General features: G+C 52.5%; 24 protein-coding genes and 2 tRNA genes. 13 read left to right on the top strand and 13 right to left on the bottom strand.

The window, feature by feature from the left end; genetic code table 11:
* Positions 1 to 55: 55 nt before the first annotated feature.
* Together AMM48_RS04355 and AMM48_RS04350 are read right to left on the bottom strand one after the other, a co-directional pair.
* Positions 56 to 2,461 carry a heavy metal translocating P-type ATPase gene (locus AMM48_RS04355; protein WP_102783067.1) on the bottom strand — a complete coding sequence of 802 codons (2,406 nt, stop codon included), beginning with the start codon at positions 2,459 to 2,461 and terminating at the stop codon, positions 56 to 58.
* Positions 2,462 to 2,648: 187 nt separating this feature from the next.
* Complete coding sequence (locus tag AMM48_RS04350; protein ID WP_102783066.1) at positions 2,649 to 3,107, bottom strand: metalloregulator ArsR/SmtB family transcription factor; 459 nt, start codon at positions 3,105 to 3,107, stop codon at positions 2,649 to 2,651.
* Positions 3,108 to 3,354: 247 nt separating this feature from the next.
* Here AMM48_RS04350 and AMM48_RS04345 point away from each other — a divergent pair, with 247 nt between their 5' ends.
* The 6 genes from AMM48_RS04345 (at position 3,355) to AMM48_RS22135 (ending at position 6,161) form a co-directional block, all read left to right on the top strand.
* Entirely contained in the window at positions 3,355 to 3,900 is a 546-nt protein-coding gene (locus AMM48_RS04345) for a DUF2975 domain-containing protein (protein ID WP_102783065.1), read from the top strand.
* Positions 3,900 to 4,106, top strand: a complete 207-nt coding sequence (locus AMM48_RS04340; protein ID WP_022733202.1) for a helix-turn-helix transcriptional regulator — start codon at positions 3,900 to 3,902, stop codon at positions 4,104 to 4,106. Before AMM48_RS04345 ends, AMM48_RS04340 begins: the two co-directional genes overlap by 1 nt.
* Positions 4,107 to 4,240: 134 nt before the next feature.
* Positions 4,241 to 4,516 (top strand): hypothetical protein, encoded by a 276-nt coding sequence (locus AMM48_RS04335; RefSeq protein WP_102783064.1) that lies wholly within the window; start codon positions 4,241 to 4,243, stop codon positions 4,514 to 4,516.
* Positions 4,517 to 4,659: 143 nt separating this feature from the next.
* Complete coding sequence (locus AMM48_RS04330) at positions 4,660 to 5,076, top strand: MAPEG family protein (RefSeq protein WP_102783063.1); 417 nt, start codon at positions 4,660 to 4,662, stop codon at positions 5,074 to 5,076.
* 172 nt (positions 5,077 to 5,248) lie between these two features.
* Positions 5,249 to 6,001, top strand: a complete 753-nt coding sequence (locus AMM48_RS04325; protein ID WP_102783062.1) for an SDR family oxidoreductase — start codon at positions 5,249 to 5,251, stop codon at positions 5,999 to 6,001.
* A 7-nt stretch (positions 6,002 to 6,008) separates the two neighbouring features.
* Entirely contained in the window at positions 6,009 to 6,161 is a 153-nt protein-coding gene (locus tag AMM48_RS22135; RefSeq protein WP_158246424.1) for a hypothetical protein, read from the top strand.
* 143 nt (positions 6,162 to 6,304) lie between these two features.
* On the opposite strand, the gene AMM48_RS04320 is transcribed toward AMM48_RS22135, so the two are convergent.
* Both AMM48_RS04320 and AMM48_RS04315 read right to left on the bottom strand, forming a co-directional pair.
* Entirely contained in the window at positions 6,305 to 7,183 is an 879-nt protein-coding gene (locus tag AMM48_RS04320) for a class I SAM-dependent methyltransferase (protein ID WP_102783061.1), read from the bottom strand.
* 384 nt (positions 7,184 to 7,567) lie between these two features.
* Positions 7,568 to 8,452, bottom strand: coding sequence for a LysR family transcriptional regulator (locus tag AMM48_RS04315; RefSeq protein ID WP_102783122.1), 885 nt, complete (start codon positions 8,450 to 8,452; stop codon positions 7,568 to 7,570).
* A gap of 123 nt (positions 8,453 to 8,575) precedes the next feature.
* Between AMM48_RS04315 and AMM48_RS04310 the strand changes: the two genes are divergently transcribed.
* Positions 8,576 to 9,301 carry an NAD(P)H-dependent oxidoreductase gene (locus AMM48_RS04310; protein ID WP_102783060.1) on the top strand — a complete coding sequence of 242 codons (726 nt, stop codon included), beginning with the start codon at positions 8,576 to 8,578 and terminating at the stop codon, positions 9,299 to 9,301.
* 102 nt (positions 9,302 to 9,403) lie between these two features.
* Here AMM48_RS04310 and guaA read toward each other — a convergent pair whose 3' ends face one another.
* Positions 9,404 to 10,957 carry a glutamine-hydrolyzing GMP synthase gene (gene guaA, locus AMM48_RS04305; protein ID WP_102783059.1) on the bottom strand — a complete coding sequence of 518 codons (1,554 nt, stop codon included), beginning with the start codon at positions 10,955 to 10,957 and terminating at the stop codon, positions 9,404 to 9,406.
* A gap of 290 nt (positions 10,958 to 11,247) precedes the next feature.
* Between guaA and AMM48_RS04300 the strand changes: the two genes are divergently transcribed.
* Positions 11,248 to 11,604: a hypothetical protein gene (locus AMM48_RS04300; RefSeq protein ID WP_102783058.1), complete on the top strand. Its 357-nt coding sequence runs from the start codon at positions 11,248 to 11,250 to the stop codon at positions 11,602 to 11,604.
* A gap of 230 nt (positions 11,605 to 11,834) precedes the next feature.
* Here AMM48_RS04300 and AMM48_RS04295 read toward each other — a convergent pair whose 3' ends face one another.
* The 5 genes from AMM48_RS04295 to AMM48_RS04275 form a co-directional block, all read right to left on the bottom strand.
* Entirely contained in the window at positions 11,835 to 13,172 is a 1,338-nt protein-coding gene (locus AMM48_RS04295; protein ID WP_102783057.1) for an RsmB/NOP family class I SAM-dependent RNA methyltransferase, read from the bottom strand.
* A 202-nt stretch (positions 13,173 to 13,374) separates the two neighbouring features.
* Positions 13,375 to 14,841 (bottom strand): IMP dehydrogenase, encoded by a 1,467-nt coding sequence (gene guaB, locus AMM48_RS04290; protein WP_102783056.1) that lies wholly within the window; start codon positions 14,839 to 14,841, stop codon positions 13,375 to 13,377.
* Between the two features lie 185 nt (positions 14,842 to 15,026).
* On the bottom strand, positions 15,027 to 15,551 hold the full coding sequence (locus AMM48_RS04285) for a PAS domain-containing protein (protein WP_101304234.1): 525 nt from the start codon (positions 15,549 to 15,551) through the stop codon (positions 15,027 to 15,029).
* 196 nt (positions 15,552 to 15,747) lie between these two features.
* Complete coding sequence (locus tag AMM48_RS04280) at positions 15,748 to 16,554, bottom strand: RlmE family RNA methyltransferase (RefSeq protein ID WP_022733213.1); 807 nt, start codon at positions 16,552 to 16,554, stop codon at positions 15,748 to 15,750.
* A 72-nt stretch (positions 16,555 to 16,626) separates the two neighbouring features.
* Positions 16,627 to 17,817: a Ppx/GppA phosphatase family protein gene (locus tag AMM48_RS04275; protein ID WP_244271114.1), complete on the bottom strand. Its 1,191-nt coding sequence runs from the start codon at positions 17,815 to 17,817 to the stop codon at positions 16,627 to 16,629.
* Between the two features lie 247 nt (positions 17,818 to 18,064).
* Between AMM48_RS04275 and AMM48_RS04270 the strand changes: the two genes are divergently transcribed.
* The 5 genes from AMM48_RS04270 (at position 18,065) to thpD (ending at position 20,502) form a co-directional block, all read left to right on the top strand.
* Positions 18,065 to 18,138: transfer RNA gene (locus AMM48_RS04270), tRNA-Gln, on the top strand.
* A 118-nt stretch (positions 18,139 to 18,256) separates the two neighbouring features.
* Positions 18,257 to 18,496 carry a GIY-YIG nuclease family protein gene (locus AMM48_RS04265; protein ID WP_102783121.1) on the top strand — a complete coding sequence of 80 codons (240 nt, stop codon included), beginning with the start codon at positions 18,257 to 18,259 and terminating at the stop codon, positions 18,494 to 18,496.
* Positions 18,497 to 18,650: 154 nt separating this feature from the next.
* Positions 18,651 to 18,724, top strand: a tRNA-Gln gene (locus AMM48_RS04260).
* Positions 18,725 to 18,922: 198 nt separating this feature from the next.
* On the top strand, positions 18,923 to 19,315 hold the full coding sequence (locus AMM48_RS04255; protein WP_102783055.1) for a GFA family protein: 393 nt from the start codon (positions 18,923 to 18,925) through the stop codon (positions 19,313 to 19,315).
* A gap of 275 nt (positions 19,316 to 19,590) precedes the next feature.
* Positions 19,591 to 20,502, top strand: coding sequence for an ectoine hydroxylase (gene thpD / locus AMM48_RS04250; RefSeq protein ID WP_102783054.1), 912 nt, complete (start codon positions 19,591 to 19,593; stop codon positions 20,500 to 20,502).
* A gap of 102 nt (positions 20,503 to 20,604) precedes the next feature.
* Here the strand turns inward: thpD and AMM48_RS04245 are convergent, their stop codons facing one another.
* From AMM48_RS04245 to AMM48_RS04235, 3 genes are all read right to left on the bottom strand, one after another.
* Positions 20,605 to 21,276, bottom strand: a complete 672-nt coding sequence (locus AMM48_RS04245; protein ID WP_102783053.1) for a 5-formyltetrahydrofolate cyclo-ligase — start codon at positions 21,274 to 21,276, stop codon at positions 20,605 to 20,607.
* A 127-nt stretch (positions 21,277 to 21,403) separates the two neighbouring features.
* Positions 21,404 to 21,610: a cold-shock protein gene (locus AMM48_RS04240; RefSeq protein WP_022733220.1), complete on the bottom strand. Its 207-nt coding sequence runs from the start codon at positions 21,608 to 21,610 to the stop codon at positions 21,404 to 21,406.
* 201 nt (positions 21,611 to 21,811) lie between these two features.
* Positions 21,812 to 22,522: a hypothetical protein gene (locus AMM48_RS04235; protein WP_102783052.1), complete on the bottom strand. Its 711-nt coding sequence runs from the start codon at positions 22,520 to 22,522 to the stop codon at positions 21,812 to 21,814.
* Between the last annotated feature and the right edge of the window lie 226 nt (positions 22,523 to 22,748).

Below are 22,748 nucleotides of genomic sequence, written 5' to 3'. Positions count from 1 at the left end.
GCGGGAAACGATAACCGCCGCTTTCTCCTTTCAGGGACAGAATAACACTTCCTGATTATTTCGAACCACGCAGCGCCATCAACAGCCGAAGGCTATTGATCGTCACCAAAACGGTTGCGCCGGTATCGGCCAGAACGGCCAGCCACAGGCCAGTCAGGCCAGTGATGGATGTCACCAAGAAGACTGCCTTAAGCCCCAAGGCAATCGTGATGTTTTCACGAATGACACGCCGTGCGGCCCGCGACAGTTTCACAAGATTAACCACATCACCAAGACGATCACGCACCGCCACCGCATCGGCGGCTTCAAGCGCGATGTCCGTCCCGCCACCAATCGCAATCCCGACATCGGCCGATTTCAAGGCCGGGGCATCATTGATGCCATCGCCCACCATCGCCACCGGACCGGATCGTTTCGGGTCATCACGCAGTTCGGCCAGAACATTCAGCTTATCCTCGGGCAGCAACTCCGCACGGTAGTCGATGCCAAGATCGGCGGCCATGCGTTTACCAACCCGATTAGCATCCCCGGTTAACATCACCGGGGTAATGTTAAGGCTGCTAAGTTCGGCCAAGGCGGATTTGGCGTCGCCACGTGCCGTATCACGCAGCGCCAATGCGCCGATGATCTGATCATTTTTCAGAACAATGACGGCGGTACTGCCGTCTTCTTCCTGATCAGACAGCCATTTGGCAGTTTCCCCATCCGGGGTCACATCCAACCGTTTGGCCGCGCCAACCCGATACAGCGTGCCATCAATCCGGCCCTCGACCCCGGCGCCTGCGATGGTGCGGGCGTCTTCAATCACCGGCAGATCAAGATTACGGCTTTTGGCGGCGGCAACCACGGCACGGGCCAAGGGGTGGGATGTGACCGTTTCAAGGGCGGCGGCAATCGTCAGAACGCCGTTTTCGCCGTATCCGTCTGCGGTCTTGATCTCGGCCAGTTTTGGTTTGCCTTCGGTCAGGGTGCCGGTTTTATCAAACGCCATGGTGCGCACGGCACCAATCAACTCAAGCGCAGCACCACCCTTAACCAACAAACCAATCTTGGTGGCACGCGCCAGTGCGGAAGTCACCGCCGCCGGGGTTGAGATCACCAACGCACAAGGGCACCCGATCAAAAGCAAGGCCAAACCGCGATAAATCCATTCTTCCCACGCTTGCCCAAACAGAACTGGCGGGATGACCACGGTCAATGCCGCCAGTGCCATAATGATCGGCGTGTAGATGCGGGCGAATTTGGCAACGAAGCGTTCAACAGGTGCCTTGTGCTTTTCGCTTTGTTCGACCAGCTCAATCACCCGATCCAGCATCGTCTGACCAGCGGCACGGGTGACACGGATTTGCACCGGACGGTCGGTGACAATGGCCCCGGCAAAGACTTCCGCACCAACGTCGCTATAGACCGGGACAGATTCCCCGGTCAGGTGGCTGTTATCAATTTCTGCCGCACCTTTATCAACAACACCATCGACCGGGACACGTTCACCCGGACGGACTTCAACAATATCGTCAAGGGTAAGGTCGCCTGGTGTGATGTCTTCAAAGCCACCTTGTACGACACGGCGCGCCTGTTCAGGTGTCAGCTTCATCAGGGATTTGACCCCCTTGCGCGCCTGCCCGGCGGCAACACCTTCAAGCCGTTCACCGATGGCAAACAGCACGACAACCATCCCGGCCTCAAGACTTTCGCCAATGGCAACCGCGCCAAGGACTGCGACTGACATCAAAAGTTCAATCGAGAAAATCGCACCGCTTTGCGCCAAACGGAAGGCCTTTTTCATCACTGGGACAGCCGCGAGCACAGAGCCCACCGATATAGCATAGGGGGCAGTTGCCGGGATCACCGCACCAATAAGCCCACCGATCACAAGGCAAAGCACCGCAAAGGCAATTTCATCATTTTCCGAGGACCACGGGGTCAGGCGGCGCATTAGGCTTTGACCTGTTGCATCGTCATGCGCATCTGCATTTGTCGGAGCATCTGTGCTCGATTTATCCGCGCAGCAACCTTTCCCCGCCGAAGCCTTATCGCCCTTGGTCGATTTTTCCTGTGCCGGGTAGCCAAGCTTATTCAAGGCATGCGTAATGGCATTGCGGGTTTCAGGCCCCCCGTCGCCAAGGCCAAGTGTGACGGTTTCACGCATCATCGAAACATCGACACAGGTAACACCGGCGGTTTTACCCAAGGCAGTTTCGATCTTTGCCACACAGGATCCGCAATCCATGCCCGATACCTGCCAGTGATAATGCGATACGTGCTTGGCATGCGTGCTGAGAACATCGCTGGCAACGACCAACGCGTCAGAATCAAGGGGCTGCTGTGACTTTACCCCCTGCCCGTCGCTTTCAAACTGCTGATTGGGCAAGGCCGTGCGCAAGGCGTCAACAAGTGCCGTTTGGCACTGTGCGCAATTTCCAATCGCCGGAACATCTTCCCATTTCGCGATGAAAGACATCTGTTACCTCACAAAGATCAAAATTTCATTCATATGTTATATTCAAACTATGATTCATATATTGATCTGTCAATAACATTCAAACAGATATTTGAATGTCCTGATCTGACACGCCAAACAGTGCCACCCACCGAAAGGGTGACAGGAAAAACAATCCTAAGGTCAAACCAGAAGTCTGTGTCGCAGATCAGTCGTGGGTCACGTGCGCAAAAACATCGCGCACCACGCGCGAGATATGCTCATCATCGATCTGATAGAAAATATGCCGACCACGGCGCTCGGATGCGAGAACCCGTTGATCGCGCAAATGGCGCAAATGATGGCTGCACAGCGATTGTGACATATTGGTTGCGTCGGCCAGTTCGCCAACGGTCTGGGGCTTTTCAATGCATCGCAGAACAAGCTGCAAACGCCCGGCATCACCCAACAACGAAAAGATTTTCGCCGCCGCTTCAATATGGGGCAAGGATAAATCCGTTCCCATAGCCCGCGATGCATCGCGCGTGACAGCCGCCCCTTGCTCGGTACTCAGGCCAAGACGGGCAGCGGTATCGCATTCATCACAATTTAAATCCGCGCCATCTTTTGTGGTCGCAGACGTAGGTGTAGCATCGGACTTACGGGGTGCGGCTTTGCTTTCTGACATACCCCCTATTTTCCACGTCCATCCCCCGGTGGCAAGGGGAACGATGCAACAAGGCCTAAATCCCGTTTCCAAGAATAGCCGATTTGAAATACCTGTTTTCCACGGCAGCACGCCATTCAACGAGCATTGTTTGGCATTTATGAATTGGTCTTTCGAGAATCATGATTGACTCTTTTCGATAATTTATTAATGTTTTGCATTAATTAAATCGTGATATTTCGAAATCATCCTATCAGGAGCCCCACATATGCCAACCCCGTCAACGTTTAAACGTGTCCGCATGGTCAGCACACTCCTGCACTGGGCCTGTGCTGTTGCGATTCTTTTTCAGATTTGCGTCGTTCCACTTATCTGGTACGCGCCGGGCTGGGCCGAGGTCAGCACCAGTCAGATGACGATCAGCCTTGCCGAACTTCACGCCCTGTCGGGTTGGCAGAAATATGTCACGATGGCAGTGATGATGATCCCGTCGCTGGTGATGGCCTATGGGCTTTATCGCCTGCGCAAAATGTTTGTCGCCTTTGCCCGCGACGTCATCTTCAATCCCGAACCGATCCTGCACTTAAAGGCCTTTGGCATCGCGCTTTTGGCGCAAACTCTGATCAAGCCCGTGACCGGGGCGCTAACATCGGTTCTTGCCACCTTCCACCGCCCGGAAGGCGAGCGCGTTTTGTCCATCGGGCTCAGCAATGCCGAGGCCAGCACACTTTTCCTTGGTGGGCTGATCATCGTCATTGCCTGGGTCCTGGGCGAAGCGGTTCGTATTGATGCCGAAAACCGGAGCTTTGTCTGATGGCCATCATTGTCCGGCTGGATGTGATGCTGGCAACACGCAAAATGAAGTCCAAGGACCTTGCGTCAAAAATCGGCATTAGCGAACAGAACCTGTCGCTTTTGAAATCGGGGAAAGTGCGCGGCGTGCGGTTTGAAACGCTGGCCGCCATCTGCAAGGAACTTGACTGCCAGCCCGGTGATCTTCTTGAATTTGAGAAACCCTGATAAACGACAAGCCCCTTCAAGCACTGAAGACGAGTGTAGCATCCCTCATGCCATGAAATTGCCTTTGATCCGACATTGGCTGTCATCATTGACTTCTATGTCATAGGTGACAGCCATTTTCAAAGGAGGCATCCATGACGCCGCGCCCGATCCCGGAGCACGCAAAACTGCAACAGACTTTCAAGGACTGGGAGTTTGGTCTGGCTGCACATTGCAAGAACTCGGAAACTGGCATTGAACCACTGCCCAGCGAAGTGGTTCAGGCATGGGATGATATGGAAGTCGCGTGGAATGCGATAAAGGATCACGCCCCCAATCCGTCCGAGGCCGACGTCACCCGGTTTCACGCGGCCAACCGTCGCCTGCAACAGGTTTGGGAAGACATGATCTCAAACAAGCATCCGCGCTAACCTAGTGTCCATATAATGCGTCTGATCCACTTATATCGGACGGAGCGTGCTCCAAGGCATGCAACACTTAGATCCCCTAAAACTGATCCAATTGCCGGGCATATTACGTAGGGCGTTCATCACCCGTAAAATTTGGATTTCCAGTGACCTACGAACTTTCAATTCTTGTGCTCAATGCAATACTCTGCCTGACGTTTCCGTGGGTCTATAATTATGCCTATGCCAAACAGCGTGGCGTCGGCGGCAAACGCTTGATGGGCAATCGCGATAACCTGCCTGAACGCAGCGGCTTGGCCGCGCGTGGGTTGCGGGCCCATCAAAACCATCTGGAAAACCTTTTACCCTTTGCGATCATTGCCCTGACTGCACATGCCGCAGGCATATCAAACACGGTAACGATTACCTGTGCAGTGGTTTTCCTGCTTTGCCGTCTGGCGCATGCGACTTTTTACATCGCAGGCATCAGCAGACTTCCGGGCATCAACGGTGTGCGCTCGATTGTCTATTTCATTTGCGTGATTTCGATGCTGGTTTATGCGGCTCAGTTGTTCATTTACTAGGGCCCTCATCGTTTAACAGCAGATTTGCGTAACCACCCTTGATCTGATGCTTGCCGTGCCCTGTTTGATTTGCCTAAATGGGGCAACAACAGGTGTGCACGACTTAACGGCACCGACACCGATGGCCAAATGCCGCGGTGATAAGGGAATGTTTCAGGAAAGGACGTTTGGAATGACGCAGAAAGTAGCCTTGGTCACGGGTTCCGCACGCGGGATCGGACTTGCAACTGCCAAACTGTTTATCGAACAGGGCTGGTGCGTGGCGATGATTGATCGTGACGGGGATGAGCTAAAATCTGCATCTGCTGATATGTCCGGCGCCAAACCGTTTGAATGTGACGTTTCAATCCCAAAGCAGGTTGACCAGATGATTGATGCGGTGCTGTCCGCATTCGGGCGCATTGATGCAGTGGTCAACAATGCCGGGGTTGCCGACTTCCTGCCGATTGAGGAAACCGACTTTGCCGCATGGCGCCGGATTATGGACACCAACCTTGACGGGGTGTTTCTTGTCTCACAGGCGGCCATTCCAGCACTCAAGGAAGCCAAGGGCGCGATTGTCAATATCGGGTCGATTTCCGGCCTTAGGGCATCAACCCTTCGTGTAGCCTATGGCACATCAAAGGCCGCTGTCATTCACATGACCAAACAACAGGCGGCCGAGCTTGGCGAATATGGCATCCGTTCCAACTGCGTCTGCCCTGGCCCTGTGAAAACCAAACTGGCGATGGCGGTGCATTCACCGGAAATCATCTCGGCCTATCTCAATGCCATGCCCCTTAACCGCTATGGCAATGAAACCGAAATCGGCGAGGTGATTACGTTTCTGTGCTCGGACAAGTCAAGCTTTGTCACCGGACAGATCATTGCCGCAGATGGTGGATTCGAAAATGTTGGTGTCGGATTGCCTGCGCTGAGGAGCTAAGTTTTAAATGCGCCCGTTTCACCTGATCATTCTGATCGTTGCAACAGTGTCGCTGTCATCGTGTCTGACCTTTAACTGGCAGCGCAGTGTGCAACAGGCGCTATCTAATGCGTGCAATTCGACGGATGATTGCGGGTCGGATGGGCCGCCGCCGAATTGACAATCTCAACAGCTTAGCCAAAGCAAAACAAAACCTCGCGCACAATGAACGCGAGGTTTTTAAGTTCCGGCAGTAAGAGTATGTCCAATCGCAATTCTATCAAGGCGTTGATGGAAATGCGATTGCGAAGCTTCAACCTCGCACTATGGCACTTTGGCTATTGCCACCAACGTGTCAGTAGCATCGATTCGAGCCAAAGAATGTTGATAAGCTTCAAAGAGTGAAGCTGATTCCAACATCGATAGTGCCGACTTGTGACCGCCAGCCTTACCATTCGACAACCAATGTAAGTGATTTGACAAAGGATACCTTTGAACACCCTCTATCTGCACGTTTTCTAAACCCACATACTCTAAAGTTCGCCTCAATGAGGCACGTGTATGAAGCACCAGATGCTGGCTCCACAACGTAAATTGCTTAAATTGGTCACACCCTAAAACTGACAAAAGAAAGTCATTTGCGTGAGGAACCTCAATAAGTATCATTCCACCACTTACAACCTTCGACTTAAGCTCATTAAGCGTTTCCAGAGGGCTTGGTAGATGCTCTATTACGTGGAAAGAAACAACAACGTCAACTGATGAGTCTTCAATTTTATCAATGTCATTTAAGCATCTGATTCCATCAGAATTCAAACCATCAATATAATCCCTCTGAAGTTCAATGCCTAAAACACTTTCACAATAAGGCTTAGCCAGTCTCAAAAAATCACCACTTCCACAACCAAAATCAACCACCTTCTTTCCAGCGACATACTTGAAATTTGACTTAAACCGTCTTTCAGAATCATTCGCTCTTTCAAAATCTGGCTTTCCAGTATTTAACTGTATTGACTTGTCTTCCCGGTACGAACCCTTAATGTAAGTTTCATTTCCAGTATAGAATTCATCTATGTAGATGACTCCACTTACTTTATCCTTCCAAACTCTCAATCCTTCAACATCCCTTGTCCTGTCATTGAAAACAACACGACTATCCTTCGAAGTTAGATGCAAACTCTGCAATGTTTCAAATATAGACATAGTGATTATTTTAAACTCCAAAAATCAGGGACCCTCAAAAATAAAACAGGCATCATAAATCATCAACTAAATTACCAGTTAGATTATAAGAAAATTTATAAATGCGCTTAGATCTCGCACGACATCTCAATTAAATATGGCATTTTCTGATAATTGATCAATTCACCTTGCGCTCACAATATTCACTATCAATTTTATTTAGCTGAAACAGGGCTTCAACACCTAAAAACCGCATACGGTCGAATATGGATACAGTCAATCAGACATGAAAAGCGTTGGGCTTACTCGTCGGCTTCGTCATTGCATCACTATTGTCGCTTATCCTACCTGACTGTTGACTGACAGTGCAGCTGGCAATTTCGAATGCGTGCAGTTCGAAAGGGATTACGCGGCGGATTTACCTCCACCCATTTGCGGCGCCAAATGGCGCATCGCATCATCGATAAAATCCAGTACTGCGCGGATGCGCGCGGTTCGTTGTAAATCAGGATGGGTGAGAAGCCAGAGGTCTGTGGCAAGCAGATCAATAGGGGCCCCTACACGGATCAATTCTCGCGCCCCATCGCCAAGATAACAGGGCAAAATGCCCTGCCCGGTCTTATTGCGAAGGGCTGCGAACATGCCCATGATCGTATCGCAGCGATAATCGCACTGTGCCAGAAACCCGTTTTGATCCATCCAGTTACGCAAAGGAGGATACCCCATTGCGTCATCCGGGCCGATCCAGTTGGTCGCCTCATCGACGGGCAAGTCGCGATGGCGATAGATGGCCTGTGTGATCACGCCAACCTTTTTACCGACAAGAATTTCTGGCGGGTTTGTCGCGGGACGAAGGGCGACATCGGCCTCGCGCCGCGACAGGTCAAAAAGATTGTTCGATGCAATGACCTCAAGCGCGATATCGGGAAATGTGCTCCGAAACCTTGACAGTATTGGGCTGAGGACACCCCAGAGCAACGTATCGGTTGTGGTCAGCCTGACCGTGCCCGATGGTTTCAGGTCCTGGCCAATCACCCGGCGTTCGACAGCGGAAATTGCAGCGGCGATGACCTGTGCGTTGTCGGCAACTTCCTGTCCGGCGGTCGTGACCTGATATCCGCGACGGTCACGAAGGAACAGCTCAACACCAAGATGTTCCTCAAGATCATTCAGGCGCCGGAACACCGTGGCATGACTAACCCCCAACTGGCGTGCCGCCCCTGATAACGATCCCTTTTCGGCAATCGCCAGCACAATTTTCAGATCATCCCAGTTAAGATCACTGTTCATTTTTGCAAACTCATTTACCAAATTCATCGAATTTACCGACACAGATAAACAACCATAGAATGCAGCCAACCCGACGTAAAGCCGGAAGAAAGCCAACAACGGCCCAACATCGAAAGGCGCATCATGAAAGTTCTGATTGTTCATGCCCACCCGGAACCACACTCTTTTAACGCCAGCCTGACGCAGAAAGCCGGTGATGCACTGCGCCGTGCCGGGCACGAGGTCACAGTGTCCGACCTTTATGCCGAGGGCTTCGATCCGGTCGAGGCGCCCCGCCATTATCAGAACCGTGAAAATCGCGATGTTTTCGCCCCGCTTGGCGAACAACGCCATGCCTATAAGGGCGGAACACTCGCCCCGGATGTAACCCGCGAGATTGATCGACTTGAGCAGACCGATCTGCTTATCCTGCAATTCCCGCTTTGGTGGCATGGTATGCCCGCCATTTTGAAAGGATGGATGGACCGGGTGTTTGTCAGTGGAGGTCTATACAGCAGCAAGATGCGCTATGACGCCGGGTATTTCCGGGGCAAGCGCGCCCTTGTGTCCATGACCAGTGGTGCGCCTGCCCAGGCCTTTGGCCCCGGCGCACGTGGTGGCGATCCCGACACGCTGCTGTGGCCCATACATTATTCGCTGCATTATATGGGCTTTACGGTCCTGCCCCCGTTTACGGCGTACGGCGTCCAAGGCCATGGTTACAGCTATCAATCAAACGATGCGCTTGGACGCTACCTTCAAGCTCTGCTTGATGGCTGGGCGGAACATGTGACGCAGATTGACAATGCAAAACCGCTAAGCTTTCCGGGATGGCAGGACTGGGATGCTGATGGGCGAGCACTGCGTTAAGCCTTTCCGCCCCCATCGCCCACCGTGAGTGGGCTTAAAGTATCAAAATGAAACGGCGCGCCCTTTGGGACGCGCCGTTTATGGTTTCCGGTATCGGAAAACTTATTCCCATTCGATCGTTCCGGGTGGTTTGGAGGTGAAGTCGTAGGTGACACGGTTAATGCCGTTGACTTCATTGATGATCCGGTTGGCGATGCGGCCCAGCAGTTCTGGCGGGTACGGGAAGAAGTCCGCCGTCATGCCATCGGTTGAGGTCACCGCGCGCAACGCACAGGCATAATCATATGTCCGACCATCACCCATCACACCAACGGTGCGTACCGGAAGCAAGACAGCAAAAGCCTGCCAGATGGCGTCATAAAGACCCGCGTTGCGGATTTCTTCGAGGTAAATCGCATCGGCCTTGCGTAGAATATCAAGCTTTTCACGCGTAATCGGCTGCCCTGGAATGCGGATCGCAAGCCCCGGCCCCGGGAACGGATGACGCCCGACGAAGCTATCGGGCAAGCCCAGTTCACGGCCAAGGTCACGGACTTCGTCCTTAAACAATTCACGCAGCGGCTCCACCAGTTGCATGTTCATCCGTTCTGGCAAACCACCGACATTGTGGTGTGATTTGATCGTGACGGACGGCCCGCCGGTGAATGACACGCTTTCGATCACATCAGGATAGAGTGTGCCCTGTGCAAGGAAATCTGCACCGCCGATCTTCTTGGCTTCTTCTTCGAATGTTTCGATGAAGAGACGACCGATGGTTTTGCGTTTGGTTTCCGGATCAATTTCACCTTCGATGGCATCGATAAAGGTGTCAGTGGCATCCACATGGACCAGTGGAATGTTGTAATGATCGCGGAACAGGGTGACGACCTGATCGGCCTCGCCTGAGCGCATGAAACCGTGATCGACAAACACACAGGTCAGTTGATCGCCAATCGCTTCGTGGATCAGAACCGCGGTGACGGAGCTATCAACACCACCCGACAGGCCACAGATGACTTTGCCATCACCGACCTGTTTGCGGATTTTTTCAATCGCATCGTCTTTATAGGCATTCATCGTCCAGTCGCCCGAACACCCGGCAACGCCATGGGTGAAGTTTTTGAGCAACTGTGCGCCATGCGGGGTATGGACCACTTCGGGGTGGAACTGCACGGCATAGAATTTCTTGTCATCATTGGCGATGGCGGCAAACGGGGCGCCATCGGATTTGCCTACAACCCGGAAGCCATCAGGCAGCGCATCAACGCGGTCGCCGTGGCTCATCCAGACCTGTTCGCGTGCACCTTCGGCCCAAGTGCCGGTAAACAGTGCGCAATCTTCGATCACATCAACAAAGGCGCGACCAAATTCACGGTGGTCAGATGTGGCAACCTTGCCGCCCAGCTGATTGACCATAGTCTGCTGACCATAGCAAATGCCTAAGATCGGCACGCCAAGATCAAACACTTTGGCCGGAGCAGATGGTGCCTTGTCCCAATGGACAGACGCCGGTCCACCCGAAAGGATGACCGCCTTGGGGGCATATTCATCCAGGAATTCATCCGAGATGTTATTAAAAGGGTGGATCTCGCTATAGACACCGCTTTCACGTACGCGACGTGCAATAAGCTGGGTGACCTGGGATCCGAAATCAATAATCAGCACGCGATCAGTCATCGGGCCGTATCTCCGTCGAAGATGGGGTTGCGCCGTACATACGCCAAACCATCGCTATGGGCAACCCGGCGCAAACCGTCCCCCACCGATGCATTCAAAAAACTTTCACCCATAAACCGGGTGTTTGGGGATAATTGCGACCTTTTTGCGCGCTTCGTCCCCTGAAAAATACACAATTGGTCCCTTTTTAAAGCGCAATGGGCAGGCACATTCCCCTTTAACGGAACGCGGTCAAAAACGCGTCCACGTATGAGCACATCAACACTGATTAGAAATAGGGACACATAACCATGAGCAATTCCAAGGGTAGTAAAGTCGCACTTACCGTCGCGGGTCTTATTCTTGTGGCCGGTGCCGCCACCGCCATTGCCATGACCCAGTCCAAAGGCGACAATCCGCTTGCGATTATCGGCGCCGAAGAAACCAGCAATGCAACCGGTGCGGTCAAAATCCCAAAAATCCCGGCACCGGATGCGGAAATCGGCGAAGTACAGCCCAAGTCCGATCCGATGGCAGACAGCAAGACTGAGGCCAGCCCACAGACCGAAGAAGACGGTAGTGCTGTTCCGGGCATGAATAACTTGCTTAACAACGATGCCATGACCAAAGACGGCGCAACCAACGAACCAGCCCAGAAGACCGAATAAGCTTTCTGCCTGATTTTCAGAGACGGGTTTGGTTTGGTGGCCCGAGCAGACTGTAGAAGATATCTTCAACGCAACTTTGCGTTCACGGTAAAATAAAACTGGCCCTGCGGCAGATGCGCGCAGGGCCTTTTTTATATGTGTCAGAGCCAAAGTCATAAGGCCGGTAGCGGGCAGAGTAAGGGCGGTAGCGGGCAAGGATCGTTGGGAGTATGCCGCAACCACAAGCATCATTACTTTGCCTTGCCTTTTGCCGTGCGTTCAAACACCGCGACAAAGAAACCGTCAGTGCCGTGCACGTTGGGCGACAGACGCAGCCATGGCTTGTCTTTACCGCCCGGTACCGGCACGGATTTTGGCGCATCGGGCCAGATATCACTGATCGGAACCGGTTTGAAGTCCTTACGATCGCGCATAAAGGTTTCGATCAGACGTTCGTTTTCCTCGGGCATGATCGAACAGGTCGCATAGATCAACCGACCACCACGTGTCACACGTGCGGCACCGGCTTTGAGGATTTTGCTTTGTTCGGCCATCATCGCACGGACATCGCGCTGACCAATCCGCCAACGAAGTGCCGGATTGCGGCGCAACGTGCCAAGGCCCGAACACGGAACGTCAAGCAAGACGCGATCAAAGAACCCGGATTTGCTGCGCAACCATGTGTCGCGTTCATCAGAAATAATGCGTTGCTGGATGCAGTCGCCTGCCCCGGCACGGCGCGCACGCTTACGTGCGTTATCAAGGCGCGCGGCGTGGGTATCGCAGGCAAGGATACGGCCCTTACCGCGCATGTCAGCAGCAATACCAAGGGTTTTGCCACCACCCCCCGCACACATATCAAGGATGGTCATTCCCGGCTTCGCATCGACGATATTGACGCAAATCTGGGATGCTTCGTCCTGAATTTCGATCAGGCCATCCTTATAGGCCGCCGTCACCAGCATATTCAGCCCCAGCGGCAACCGAAGACCATTTGGCGCATAGGGGGTTTTCTTGATGTTCTTGATGCCGTCCGCCTCAAGCGACTTGATGGCATCATCGACAGTCCCGCGTAGGCGGTTCACCCGAAGATCAAGCTTGGCGGGCTTATTATAAGCCGCCATTTCTTCGGGCAGGTTTTCATGATGGAGCTTGAGCAGTTCCGAATACAGCCATTTTGGCAGTTCGGTTTTCACAGCGCCGGGCTGCCCATCATGATCAAGCGTCTTGCCCGACAGTTTGTTGATCAGGTGCTTTTCATTGGGATGAAGCGGATCTGGGCAGAATTGTTCGCCGGTGAACCGGTCTTCGAGATCGGCGGGCTTCAAATTATCATGAAGCACCAGATCGGCAATCATGCGCGCCCGGCCGTCCTGGAATTCATAACCGCATTCTGCCAGCCACCAGCCCAGACGGGCCTGATGACGGATCAGGTTATAAAAACGTTCGCTGATTTCACGGCGATCGCCACCGCCAATATAACGGCGTGATCCGAAATAGCCTGATACAACGCGATCTGCGTCGTCTCTGGTATGGGTCCAACCGTCGTAGAGTTCAATGACGGCCGCGATACGAGCACCGGGTTTCAAAACGATTTTCCAACCTGTTTGCGAGGTGAGATCAACGATCCCTATATGGGACCGGAATGTTCACCTTACGATAAAAAAAGCTGATGACGGCAGGTAAAGCCTGCCGTCACCTAAAATTGTCTGCCGCTCATATCATGGCTTTAATCATTCGCCAACCACATCAAAAGCAGGGCAGACCAGCCAATCAAAAAGCAACCCGCACTTAGCTGCCCGGACGATAGTTCGGGGCTTCGCGGGTGATGGTCACATCATGGGCATGGCTTTCGCGCAGCCCCGCATTGGTGATGCGAACAAATTCTGCACGCGTGCGGAAATCGGCCAAGGTTGCCGAACCGGTATAACCCATTGATGCCTTAAGACCGCCCACCAGTTGATGGATGATCTGACCTGCCGGGCCTTTGTACGGAACGCGCCCTTCGATGCCTTCAGGCACCAGTTTCAGGTTGTCGCGAACGTCTTCCTGGAAATAGCGATCCGCTGAACCACGTGCCATCGCACCGACCGAGCCCATCCCGCGATAGGATTTATACGAACGGCCCTGATACAGGATAACTTCGCCCGGTGCCTCGTCGGTCCCAGCCAGAAGTGAGCCCACCATGCAGGTACTTGCACCTGCGGCCATGGCCTTGGCGATATCACCGGAAAACTTGATGCCGCCATCGGCAATGATCGGGATATCAAGCTTGTGCGCCATCTCACCGCATTCCAAAACAGCGGTAAGCTGTGGAACGCCAACACCTGCAACAATACGGGTCGTACAAATCGACCCGGGGCCAATACCAACCTTCACCGCATCAGCACCGGCCTCAGACAATGCCTTAACCGCATCGGCGGTGGCAACGTTACCGGCTATGATCTGGATGTCGCCAAATTTTGCTTTGATCTGTTCGACAGCCTTGATCACGCCAGACGAATGACCGTGTGCGGTATCAATCACCAGAACATCAACGCCCGCTTCGATAAGGGCCGTTGCACGTTCAAAACCGGCTTCGCCAACACCGGTTGCCGCTGCTGCGCGAAGACGACCACTTTCGTCCTTACAGGCGTTTGGGTGCAGTTTGGCTTTTTCGATGTCCTTGACCGTGATCAGGCCGGTACAGCGATAGGCATCATCAACCACTAGCAGCTTTTCAATGCGGTGTTGGTGCAAAAGCTTTTTAGCTTCTTCGGTATTTACGTTTTCGGTGACCGTGACCAGACCTTCAAAGGTCATCAGTTCGGAAACCGGCTGCGCGCGATTGGAGGCAAAACGCACATCGCGGTTGGTCAGGATGCCAACCAGCTTGTTTGTGCTGCGTTCGACAACCGGGATACCGGAAATGTGATTGATGTCCATAAGATCAAGCGCATCAGCCAGCGTCTGATCGGGATGAATGGTAATTGGGTTCACCACCATGCCCGATTCGAACTTCTTCACACGGCGAACTTCTTCGGCCTGCTGGACAATATCGAGGTTCTTGTGAATGACCCCCATGCCGCCATGCTGTGCCATCACAATCGCCATTGCACTTTCGGTTACGGTATCCATAGCCGAGGAAAGCAGCGGGATTTTCAGGTCAATCTTTTTGGTAATGCGGGTATTTGTCTGCACCTGAGCCGGCAACACTTCGGATGCGGCGGGTTTGATCAATACGTCGTCAAACGTCAGGGCTTCTGCTATGCGGGTCATCTGGCCACCTCGTTAATCTGAGTTGGCGCGGAACTTATACACGTTATGACCTATATGCCAAGTTTTCTGCGCCCATAACAGCCCTGCGAATTTATTGCTGCAATATTTTGTGCGTTGCGTTAGAAACTGGTCGATGGGGCTGCCGTCAGGCAAGCCCCCTTTTTTGTTTTCCCGGCACAAACGGCTTACAGGGTAAAAACAAACTGATCGTAATCAATTCCCGCATCCGCCAAAAGCGCCCCCAGCTTTGCCGTGCTGCGCGCCATACCTTCCTTACGGTTGCGTTCTTTTTCTTCTTCCTCGCATAGGGCTGCATACAGCGGGATCACCTGCTTTAGCGCGTCACGACGTGGCACCCGGCGATTGGAATGATATCCGATGATCTTGCCATCCCGTCCGATGGTCGGCGTTACATTGGCCAAAACCCAGTAATGATCCCCGTTGGCACAGCGATTAATCACATAGGCAAAGATCTCGCGCCCCGCCGCAACTGTTTCCCACAGCAATGAAAAAACACATCGCGGCATATCGGGATGACGAATAATACTGTGGGGTTGGCCCAACAACTGCTTTTCGCTATATCCTGCGACACGCAGGAAAACATCGTTGGCGTAGGTGATACGCCCCTTGGTATCGGTTTTTGATACGATGATTTCGGTATCATCGAAATAACGTTCGACACCCGTAAGAAACAACTGATCATGCTTCATCCAATAGCCCCCGCGAATTCTGGTCAGATAGAACCAACCAAAACGCTTGGACTTTCTGTGACCAAGCGTGCCCACTTTGGAAGAAGTGTAACCCACAATCGACACGAAACTATTTGATATAGCGCAACGTCATTTGCGATTAATCACGATGTGCGTGACGAGGCCGCCACGCCGGAAACCGGCGAATTAGTCCGTGCTATTCAACCGGCGACCAATTGTCGTCTTCGGGGATTTCTGCGCTATTGATGTCGTTTTCGGCATTATTCTGCCCACGGAAACCAGTCGCGATCAAATAGGCTTCCGGGCTTTCCGGGCGCGATGCCGGTGGTTTGGCGTGCTTGGAAACGCGGAAGTTCTTTTTCACACGGTTCAAAAGGTCGTTTTCCGTACCGCCCTTAAACACCTTGGCGATAAAAATACCGCCCGGTGCAAGAACTTCCTCGGCAAACAGCAACGCATGTTCGACCAAATCAATGATGCGAATGTGATCGGTCTGGCGGTGCCCGGTGGTTTCCGGTGACATATCGGAAATCACCGCATCAACCGGGCCCTGCAGGGCGTGTTTGATCATGTCGGGTGCTGCCGGATCGAGGAAATCGGCCTGAAGACAGGTCGCACCTGACAGACCTTCCCATTCAAGGATATCAAGGCCAACAACCTGACCTTTGCCTTGCTTTGAGCCGACCATATCGACCACAACCTGCGTCCAGCCGCCCGGTGCAGCGCCCAAATCGACAATGCGCATTCCGGGACGGAGCAAATCAAACTGGTTGTTGATTTCAATCAGCTTAAACGCTGCACGCGACCGGTAGCCAAGACGTTTTGCTTCTTGCACATAGGGGTCATTGAGCTGCCGGTCGAGCCAGCGTGTCGATGAAATCTTGCGCCCCTTGGCACTTTTGACACGTGTACGCAGGCCACGGCGTGCGCCGGTATCAATTGCGGCAATGGCCGAACCCTTGCGACGACGTGAACCGCCTTTTCCGCTGCTATTGTCGCTCATGATATTTCCTGCACTGAATTCTGTGTTGACCAGCGTCCTGTCGGTTTCATCGAACCAATCGACGATGCCCGGTCAGGAGTTGGCTTTAATATGCGACACTGTATGACGGCGTGCATCGCACGGGTCAATAGCATGGCCGTCTGCACGCATCAAATCGACGAGAATTCCTTCTCGCAGGCCCCGATCGGCAACTTTAAGTGTCGCCAGCGGCCAGATATCACGAATCGCAGCAAAGATCGCCGCCCCGGCATCCATCAGCTCGGCACGTTGATTACCAATGCAGGGATGGCCTTTGCGCTTGTCTGATTCCATGCGCAGCAGCAACTCGGTCACGCGTTCAGCGTCATCAAATCGCAAATCTGATCCGTCAACCTTGTGACGTTCATAGCGTTCCAGACCTAGTGCAATGCCGCAGAAGGTCGTCACCGTGCCCGATGTGCCGACCATTTGTACCTTGTCGTCATCAAGCATATCCGAACAGCAATTGCGGCTGGCGAATTCTTCGAGCCGCTCGCGAATTTCGGTGCGCATTGCCTCAAACCGTTGGCGGCGTTCCTCGACCGAGGCATAACGTTCGGTCAGGCACAATACTCCGCACGGCATCGACAATGTTTCAATACACTGGGTCTTGCCAGTGTTATCCACCTTGATCCAGCAAATCTCGGTACTGCCGCCGCCGATATCGAAGACCACCGCATAAGGGCGTTCATCCAAAAGTGCCGAACAGGCCTGAAGCGCCAAACGGCTTTCTTCATCCGGATTGATGATATCAAGCGAAATGCCGGTTTCATCGCGTACCCGTTGAATAAAATCGTCGCGATTGTTTGCCGAACGGCAGGCTTCTGTGGCAACGGCGCGCAAACTTGCGCCGGGGTGCTTGCGCAGTTTTTTGGCGCACACGCGCAATGCATCAATCGCCCGATCCATTGCCGCCTCACAAAGATAGCCTTTCTCGCGCACCCCTTCGCCAAGGCGCACAACCCGCGAAAACGCATCAATGACCTTAAAACCATCATTGCACGGACGCGCAACCAAAAGCCGGCAGTTTGAACTGCCCAGATCAATCGCGGCATACAGCGGGGCGGTAATACAATCGATCATACGCGACGATGTTCCCACCGGTGTCCCGGTGTGAACCGTGGTGCCCGGTTTTGGCAATACAGGCTTCTCGCGCACTTCAAGCACGGCATGCTCGCCCATCGCAGCGCCGCCATCGGGGCTTACGGCCCCTTGCGAATTGCTATGAGGATGAACCTGCTTCACCTTTCCAAAACCTGCTTTCTGTAACCAACGATCTATCTATGTCGCGCATCAACGCGTCAATTATATGACACGTTTGCGAATCAGCTATATGAGTGTAACGACAATCGCTGACAAGGCAAATGCCCTATGCAAGAAACACATGGATGAGCCGCTTCTGACAAAAAAGGGGTTGCCAAAGCCCATCCGGTTTTATAAATACCGCCCCACACTACGGCACATCGCGTGTTACGGTGTGCAAGACTTCTGTTGGGGAATAGGTTAACGGTAGACCTACGGACTCTGACTCCGTCAGTCCTGGTTCGAATCCAGGTTCCCCAGCCATCCGTCTTCGCTAATTTTGCCTGCGGCAAAATTTAGCTTCGACGAGATTTATCGAGGCGACGCGTGCGAAACGGAATGCCTCGCCATAGTTGAGCGAAGTGCAACGAAGGCGGGCTTTGTGTACTGCGTCTATATTTTACAAAGCATCAATCATCCTGAACATTTTTACGTCGGCTTAACGACGGACCTGAACAGACGTCTGGCGCAGCACAATAACGGTGCGTCCATACATACGAACAAGTTCAAGCCGTGGAAAGTCAGAACAGCTGTAAACTTTGACGATCCCGCAAAAGCAGAAGATTTTGAAAAATACCTCAAATCCGGCTCAGGCCGCGCTTTTTGCAAAAAGCACTTCTGATTTAAGTACCAAAACAGGCAATCGAACGCGATAATTTATCAAAATCGGCATTTCCTGCTCAGCCTGCCCACTCATTACCTTGACAACCCATACCTGATCCATTAATTCACACGCCACCAACGGCCAAGGCCGTGTCGAACTTTAGTTCGTCTGCTGGGGAATAGGTTAACGGTAGACCTACGGACTCTGACTCCGTCAGTCCTGGTTCGAATCCAGGTTCCCCAGCCAAATTTCTTCTCCCACCAACTATCCTCATTCTCAGCACCACGCCGCGGTTACGTTTGTTCCGTTGACGGCTGCTCGTCTTAAAGCAATGATCGACGGCCAACGACCAGATTGGCAATAGACCTACGTTGGCGGAAAGCCGTTGTAGCGGTTCTATTGATCAAAATGGCCCCGCTCGCTTGATCCAAGAGGAGACCCCGCATGGACCGTTTCACCGGTGGTTGCCTGTGTGGCAAGGTGCGAATTGTGGCTGAAGGTGCCCCATATCGGGTAGGGCTGTGTCACTGTATGGATTGTCGCAAGCATCATGGTGCGCTTTTCCATGCATCAGCGGTGTTTTCAGAGGATGCGGTGACGGTCAAAGGTGAAACACACGATTACGAGGAGCGGCATTTCTGCCCCGCCTGCGGATCATCCGTTTTTTCACGCAGCGACGATGAGATCGAGGTCAACCTTGGATCGCTTGATGACCCGGACCTTTTAAAACCAACCTATGAACTCTGGACCATCCGCCGCGAGGCTTGGCTGCCACCCTTTCCAGTCCATCATCACTATGACCGTGATCGCGACAACACGGATCGTTCAGAAGAGTAGAATCTGCCTGAGCGTCAGGTACTCAAATGACACGGTGGCGATGTCAGTTGCCTTTCTCCCATCGCCCTAAGAATTTCAATTTTTCTGCACAGGACATTGGTCTTTTTTGGGGTGCACAATTGCCTTTCAAGCCTGCAGTCCGGCAATCATCCGTCGGCAGTTGAGAAAGATATTCTCCAATTTGTGGAACTGGCCGGTTTGTCCAACGTTGGGTTCATACGATCTGTGACACATCACAGACGCCGAATGCACGTTTGGCAACAAAGGAGCATGAAATGCTTACCGATATGTACCGATCCCGCAATTCTTCGCAGCCATCAATCATCGATCGTGTTGATCCGGTAATCTGGTCTAAACACGGCCATTGCCCGATGATCTCGGTCGAGGATGAGACGTTTTATGAAGAGAACGGCTTTCTGTTTCTAAAGAATGTTTTCAGCGATGCTGAAGTCGCACAGCTTCGCCGCGAAGCCAACCATATGCAAAACTCGTCCCCGACCGACGATGAAGTTATTTCCGAACCCGGCAGTGACGAAATCCGCAGTGTTTTCCGCGTTCACGATAAAAGTGACGTGTTCTCGCGCCTGATATCCGATGAGAGACTGGTCGCGATTGCCGAACATTTTCTGGATGATGACGTTTATATTCATCAGTCACGCGTCAATTTCAAACCGGCTTTCAAAGGTAAGGAATTCTTCTGGCACTCGGACTTTGAAACTTGGCATACCGAAGATGGCATGCCGCGCATGCGCGCACTTTCGATGTCTATCACATTGACTGATAATTCAGCCTACAATGGCCCGCTGATGCTCATCCCCGGATCGCATCAAAAGTTTATTTCCTGTGTCGGGGAAACACCCGATCAGAACTATAAAAATTCACTCAAAGCACAGCAAATCGGCACCCCCGATCAAGGTAACCTGACGGAAATGGTTGAGGAATTCGGGATCACGGCACCTGTCGGTCCTGATGGATCGGTCTTGATCTTTGAATGCAATACGTTACACGGGTCGAGCAACAACATTACGCCTTTCCCGAGATCAAACCTGTTCTTTGTTTACAATGCGGTATCAAACAAGTTGGTTGCACCATTCTCGGGGAAAAATCCGCGTCCAAACTTTCTGGCAACGCGCAAGGATGCCGTCCCGGTGCGCACCGGGCATTACAAGATACAGGCAGCCGAATAACCCCTTTCAGATCAACAGAAAGCAAGGCGAGGTCGACCTTCCTTACTTTTTCAGTACTATCGCCCGGTCACCCTTTCCGATGATAGGGCGTTTGCCTATCTGTCAGGTACTCAGATGACACGGTGGCGATGACTGATCGGTCTTGTCCTCGACCGGCAGTGCCTGATCGCTGACGGTCTGAATACCGCGGTCTGTAATTAAAACATCAACCGGCACGTCATATTGATGGGGCATGATATTGCCAAGTCTGGTGGCCTCAAACCCGATCCCAACCACCAATGGACGGCGCTTCAGGGCCGCAAGCGTGCGGTCAAAAAATCCACCACCATAGCCCAAGCGATACCCTGCCCCGTCAAAGCCCACCAAGGGTGCAAGCAAGACATGCACAGCAACCGCCTCAGTTCCTTGCGGTTCGGGAATCCGGGCAAAACCGGGCACCATTTTTGTTTGGGGGGTCCAATCGTGAAAGACCATGGACTGGTCCCTGCCCGGTACAACTGGCAAGGCAGCCTTGCCGCCCGCCTCAAGATGACGCGCTATCACGGGACGCAGATCAATTTCGTTCTGGATCGGCCAGTAAAACCCGACAGTAGCCCCGGAACGGTTTTCAAGAAATTCGGAAAAATGCGCCTGAACCTGATGTGATAAATGTTGGTGTGTGGCCACATCAAGGGCGGAGCGCCATCCCAGCAAAGCACGCCTGACGGCATGGCGCCATTCGGCCTGACTATTGGCATCTTTTGCGACCGGCGCACTGGGAAGATCAAGGCTCATGAGAATGGGTACTTGCTGTGTTTTGTGTCTTTGATCAGACACCCTACAACAAAACCCTTTAAACGCATAACGCGCCGGAAGCCCGGCGCGTTAACGGTTGTCAGCAAAAGCTGCAATCCAAAATCAATTACCCGATGGAGAGTTCTTCTGCCGACATGCGGCCGTTACGACCTTCAATCAGCTCGAATTCAACCTTTTGACCCTCATCAAGTCCCTGCAGACCAGCACGCTGAACAGCGGTGATATGCACGAATGCATCTTTGCCGCCTTCGTCAGGGGTGATGAAGCCATAACCCTTGGTCGCATTAAACCACTTAACCGTTCCGGTAGCCATATCCGTCGTCGTCCTTAGTTTAGTAAGCGCATTTCCCTTTTGAGGAAGTGCTAGAAAACAGTCCCTGCACCACACCCGGAAAGAGCATAACTTCCCCCAACCAGAAGGCAACCATGCCCCGACAAGATGTACTGCACTGTTTCAATAATTACCGAATTTTGGCCTTAGTGCAATGGATTCATGTATGAAGTTCTTTTTTCGCTACCAGGCATTCAAAACCGTATAACGGTTTTCATCTGACTGTGAATGCCGAAAACCTGACACACCCATAGATGAATCAAATTCGCCTACGAATTCACGTAAGGGTTCTGTATCCCGACAAATAAGAGCCAACTTTATGGTTATAACAGGGGGAAGGTCGGCTTGGACAATACTGATATTGTCATACATTCGAATGTGGGCAATATCACCTAAGATTGCATCAAGACGCCCCGCCGAGAGCAAATCCACAGATTGCTCGAGACTGCTCAGATCATGCCAAATGATCTTGGCCGTCAAAGGCACATTTGGCCGTGGCAAATTCGCTAAGATGCCAATTTCGACATTCGGCATAGATGTCAGATCAACACCGGCAAGATTAAACAGCCGTAATTCAAAACGAACTCTGCTGACTGCGGCGATGGTGTTGCCAAACGCCGCCGGCTGTGAGCTCAACACGCAGTCAATTTGTTCGTTTTCCATAAGCTGATGAAATCGATTGTAGGGGATAACCTCAAACGAAACCGGGCGGCTTTGAGTGCCAAGTCGGGTCAGGAACTTTCGCTGCTCAAAAGGGGCAAGATCGACCCATTTCGCTGCAATCTCAATGTTACTGGCAATCCGAACTGGTTCTTGACCATATGCAGAAACCGATATGCAGAACAGGCAAAACAGCCCCCCAAAGAGATAAATCCCACGCCGCCCAAACTGCATTTATTTCTGCCTTAAAAATTTCCATTACGATGAATGAAAACGGCCAACACGGCCCAAGCTTCTATCGTCAAACTGCCAAGTATTTAGTCCCACTTTGATGACCGGGATCCCATCAACCCATTCTACATTCGGGTCATAAATCAATGATCAGTAAAACGTGACGAAAACTTTGCGCAAACTATTATGTGGCGACGACTTCAGGGCACTTCAACAATACAATCGTCCG

Origin of the sequence: Thalassospira sp. GB04J01 (genome assembly GCF_000751115.1) — a bacterium.
In the GTDB taxonomy this organism is placed as follows: Bacteria; Pseudomonadota; Alphaproteobacteria; order Rhodospirillales; family Thalassospiraceae; genus Thalassospira; species Thalassospira lucentensis.
This window is presented reverse-complemented; position numbering and strand designations above follow the sequence as displayed.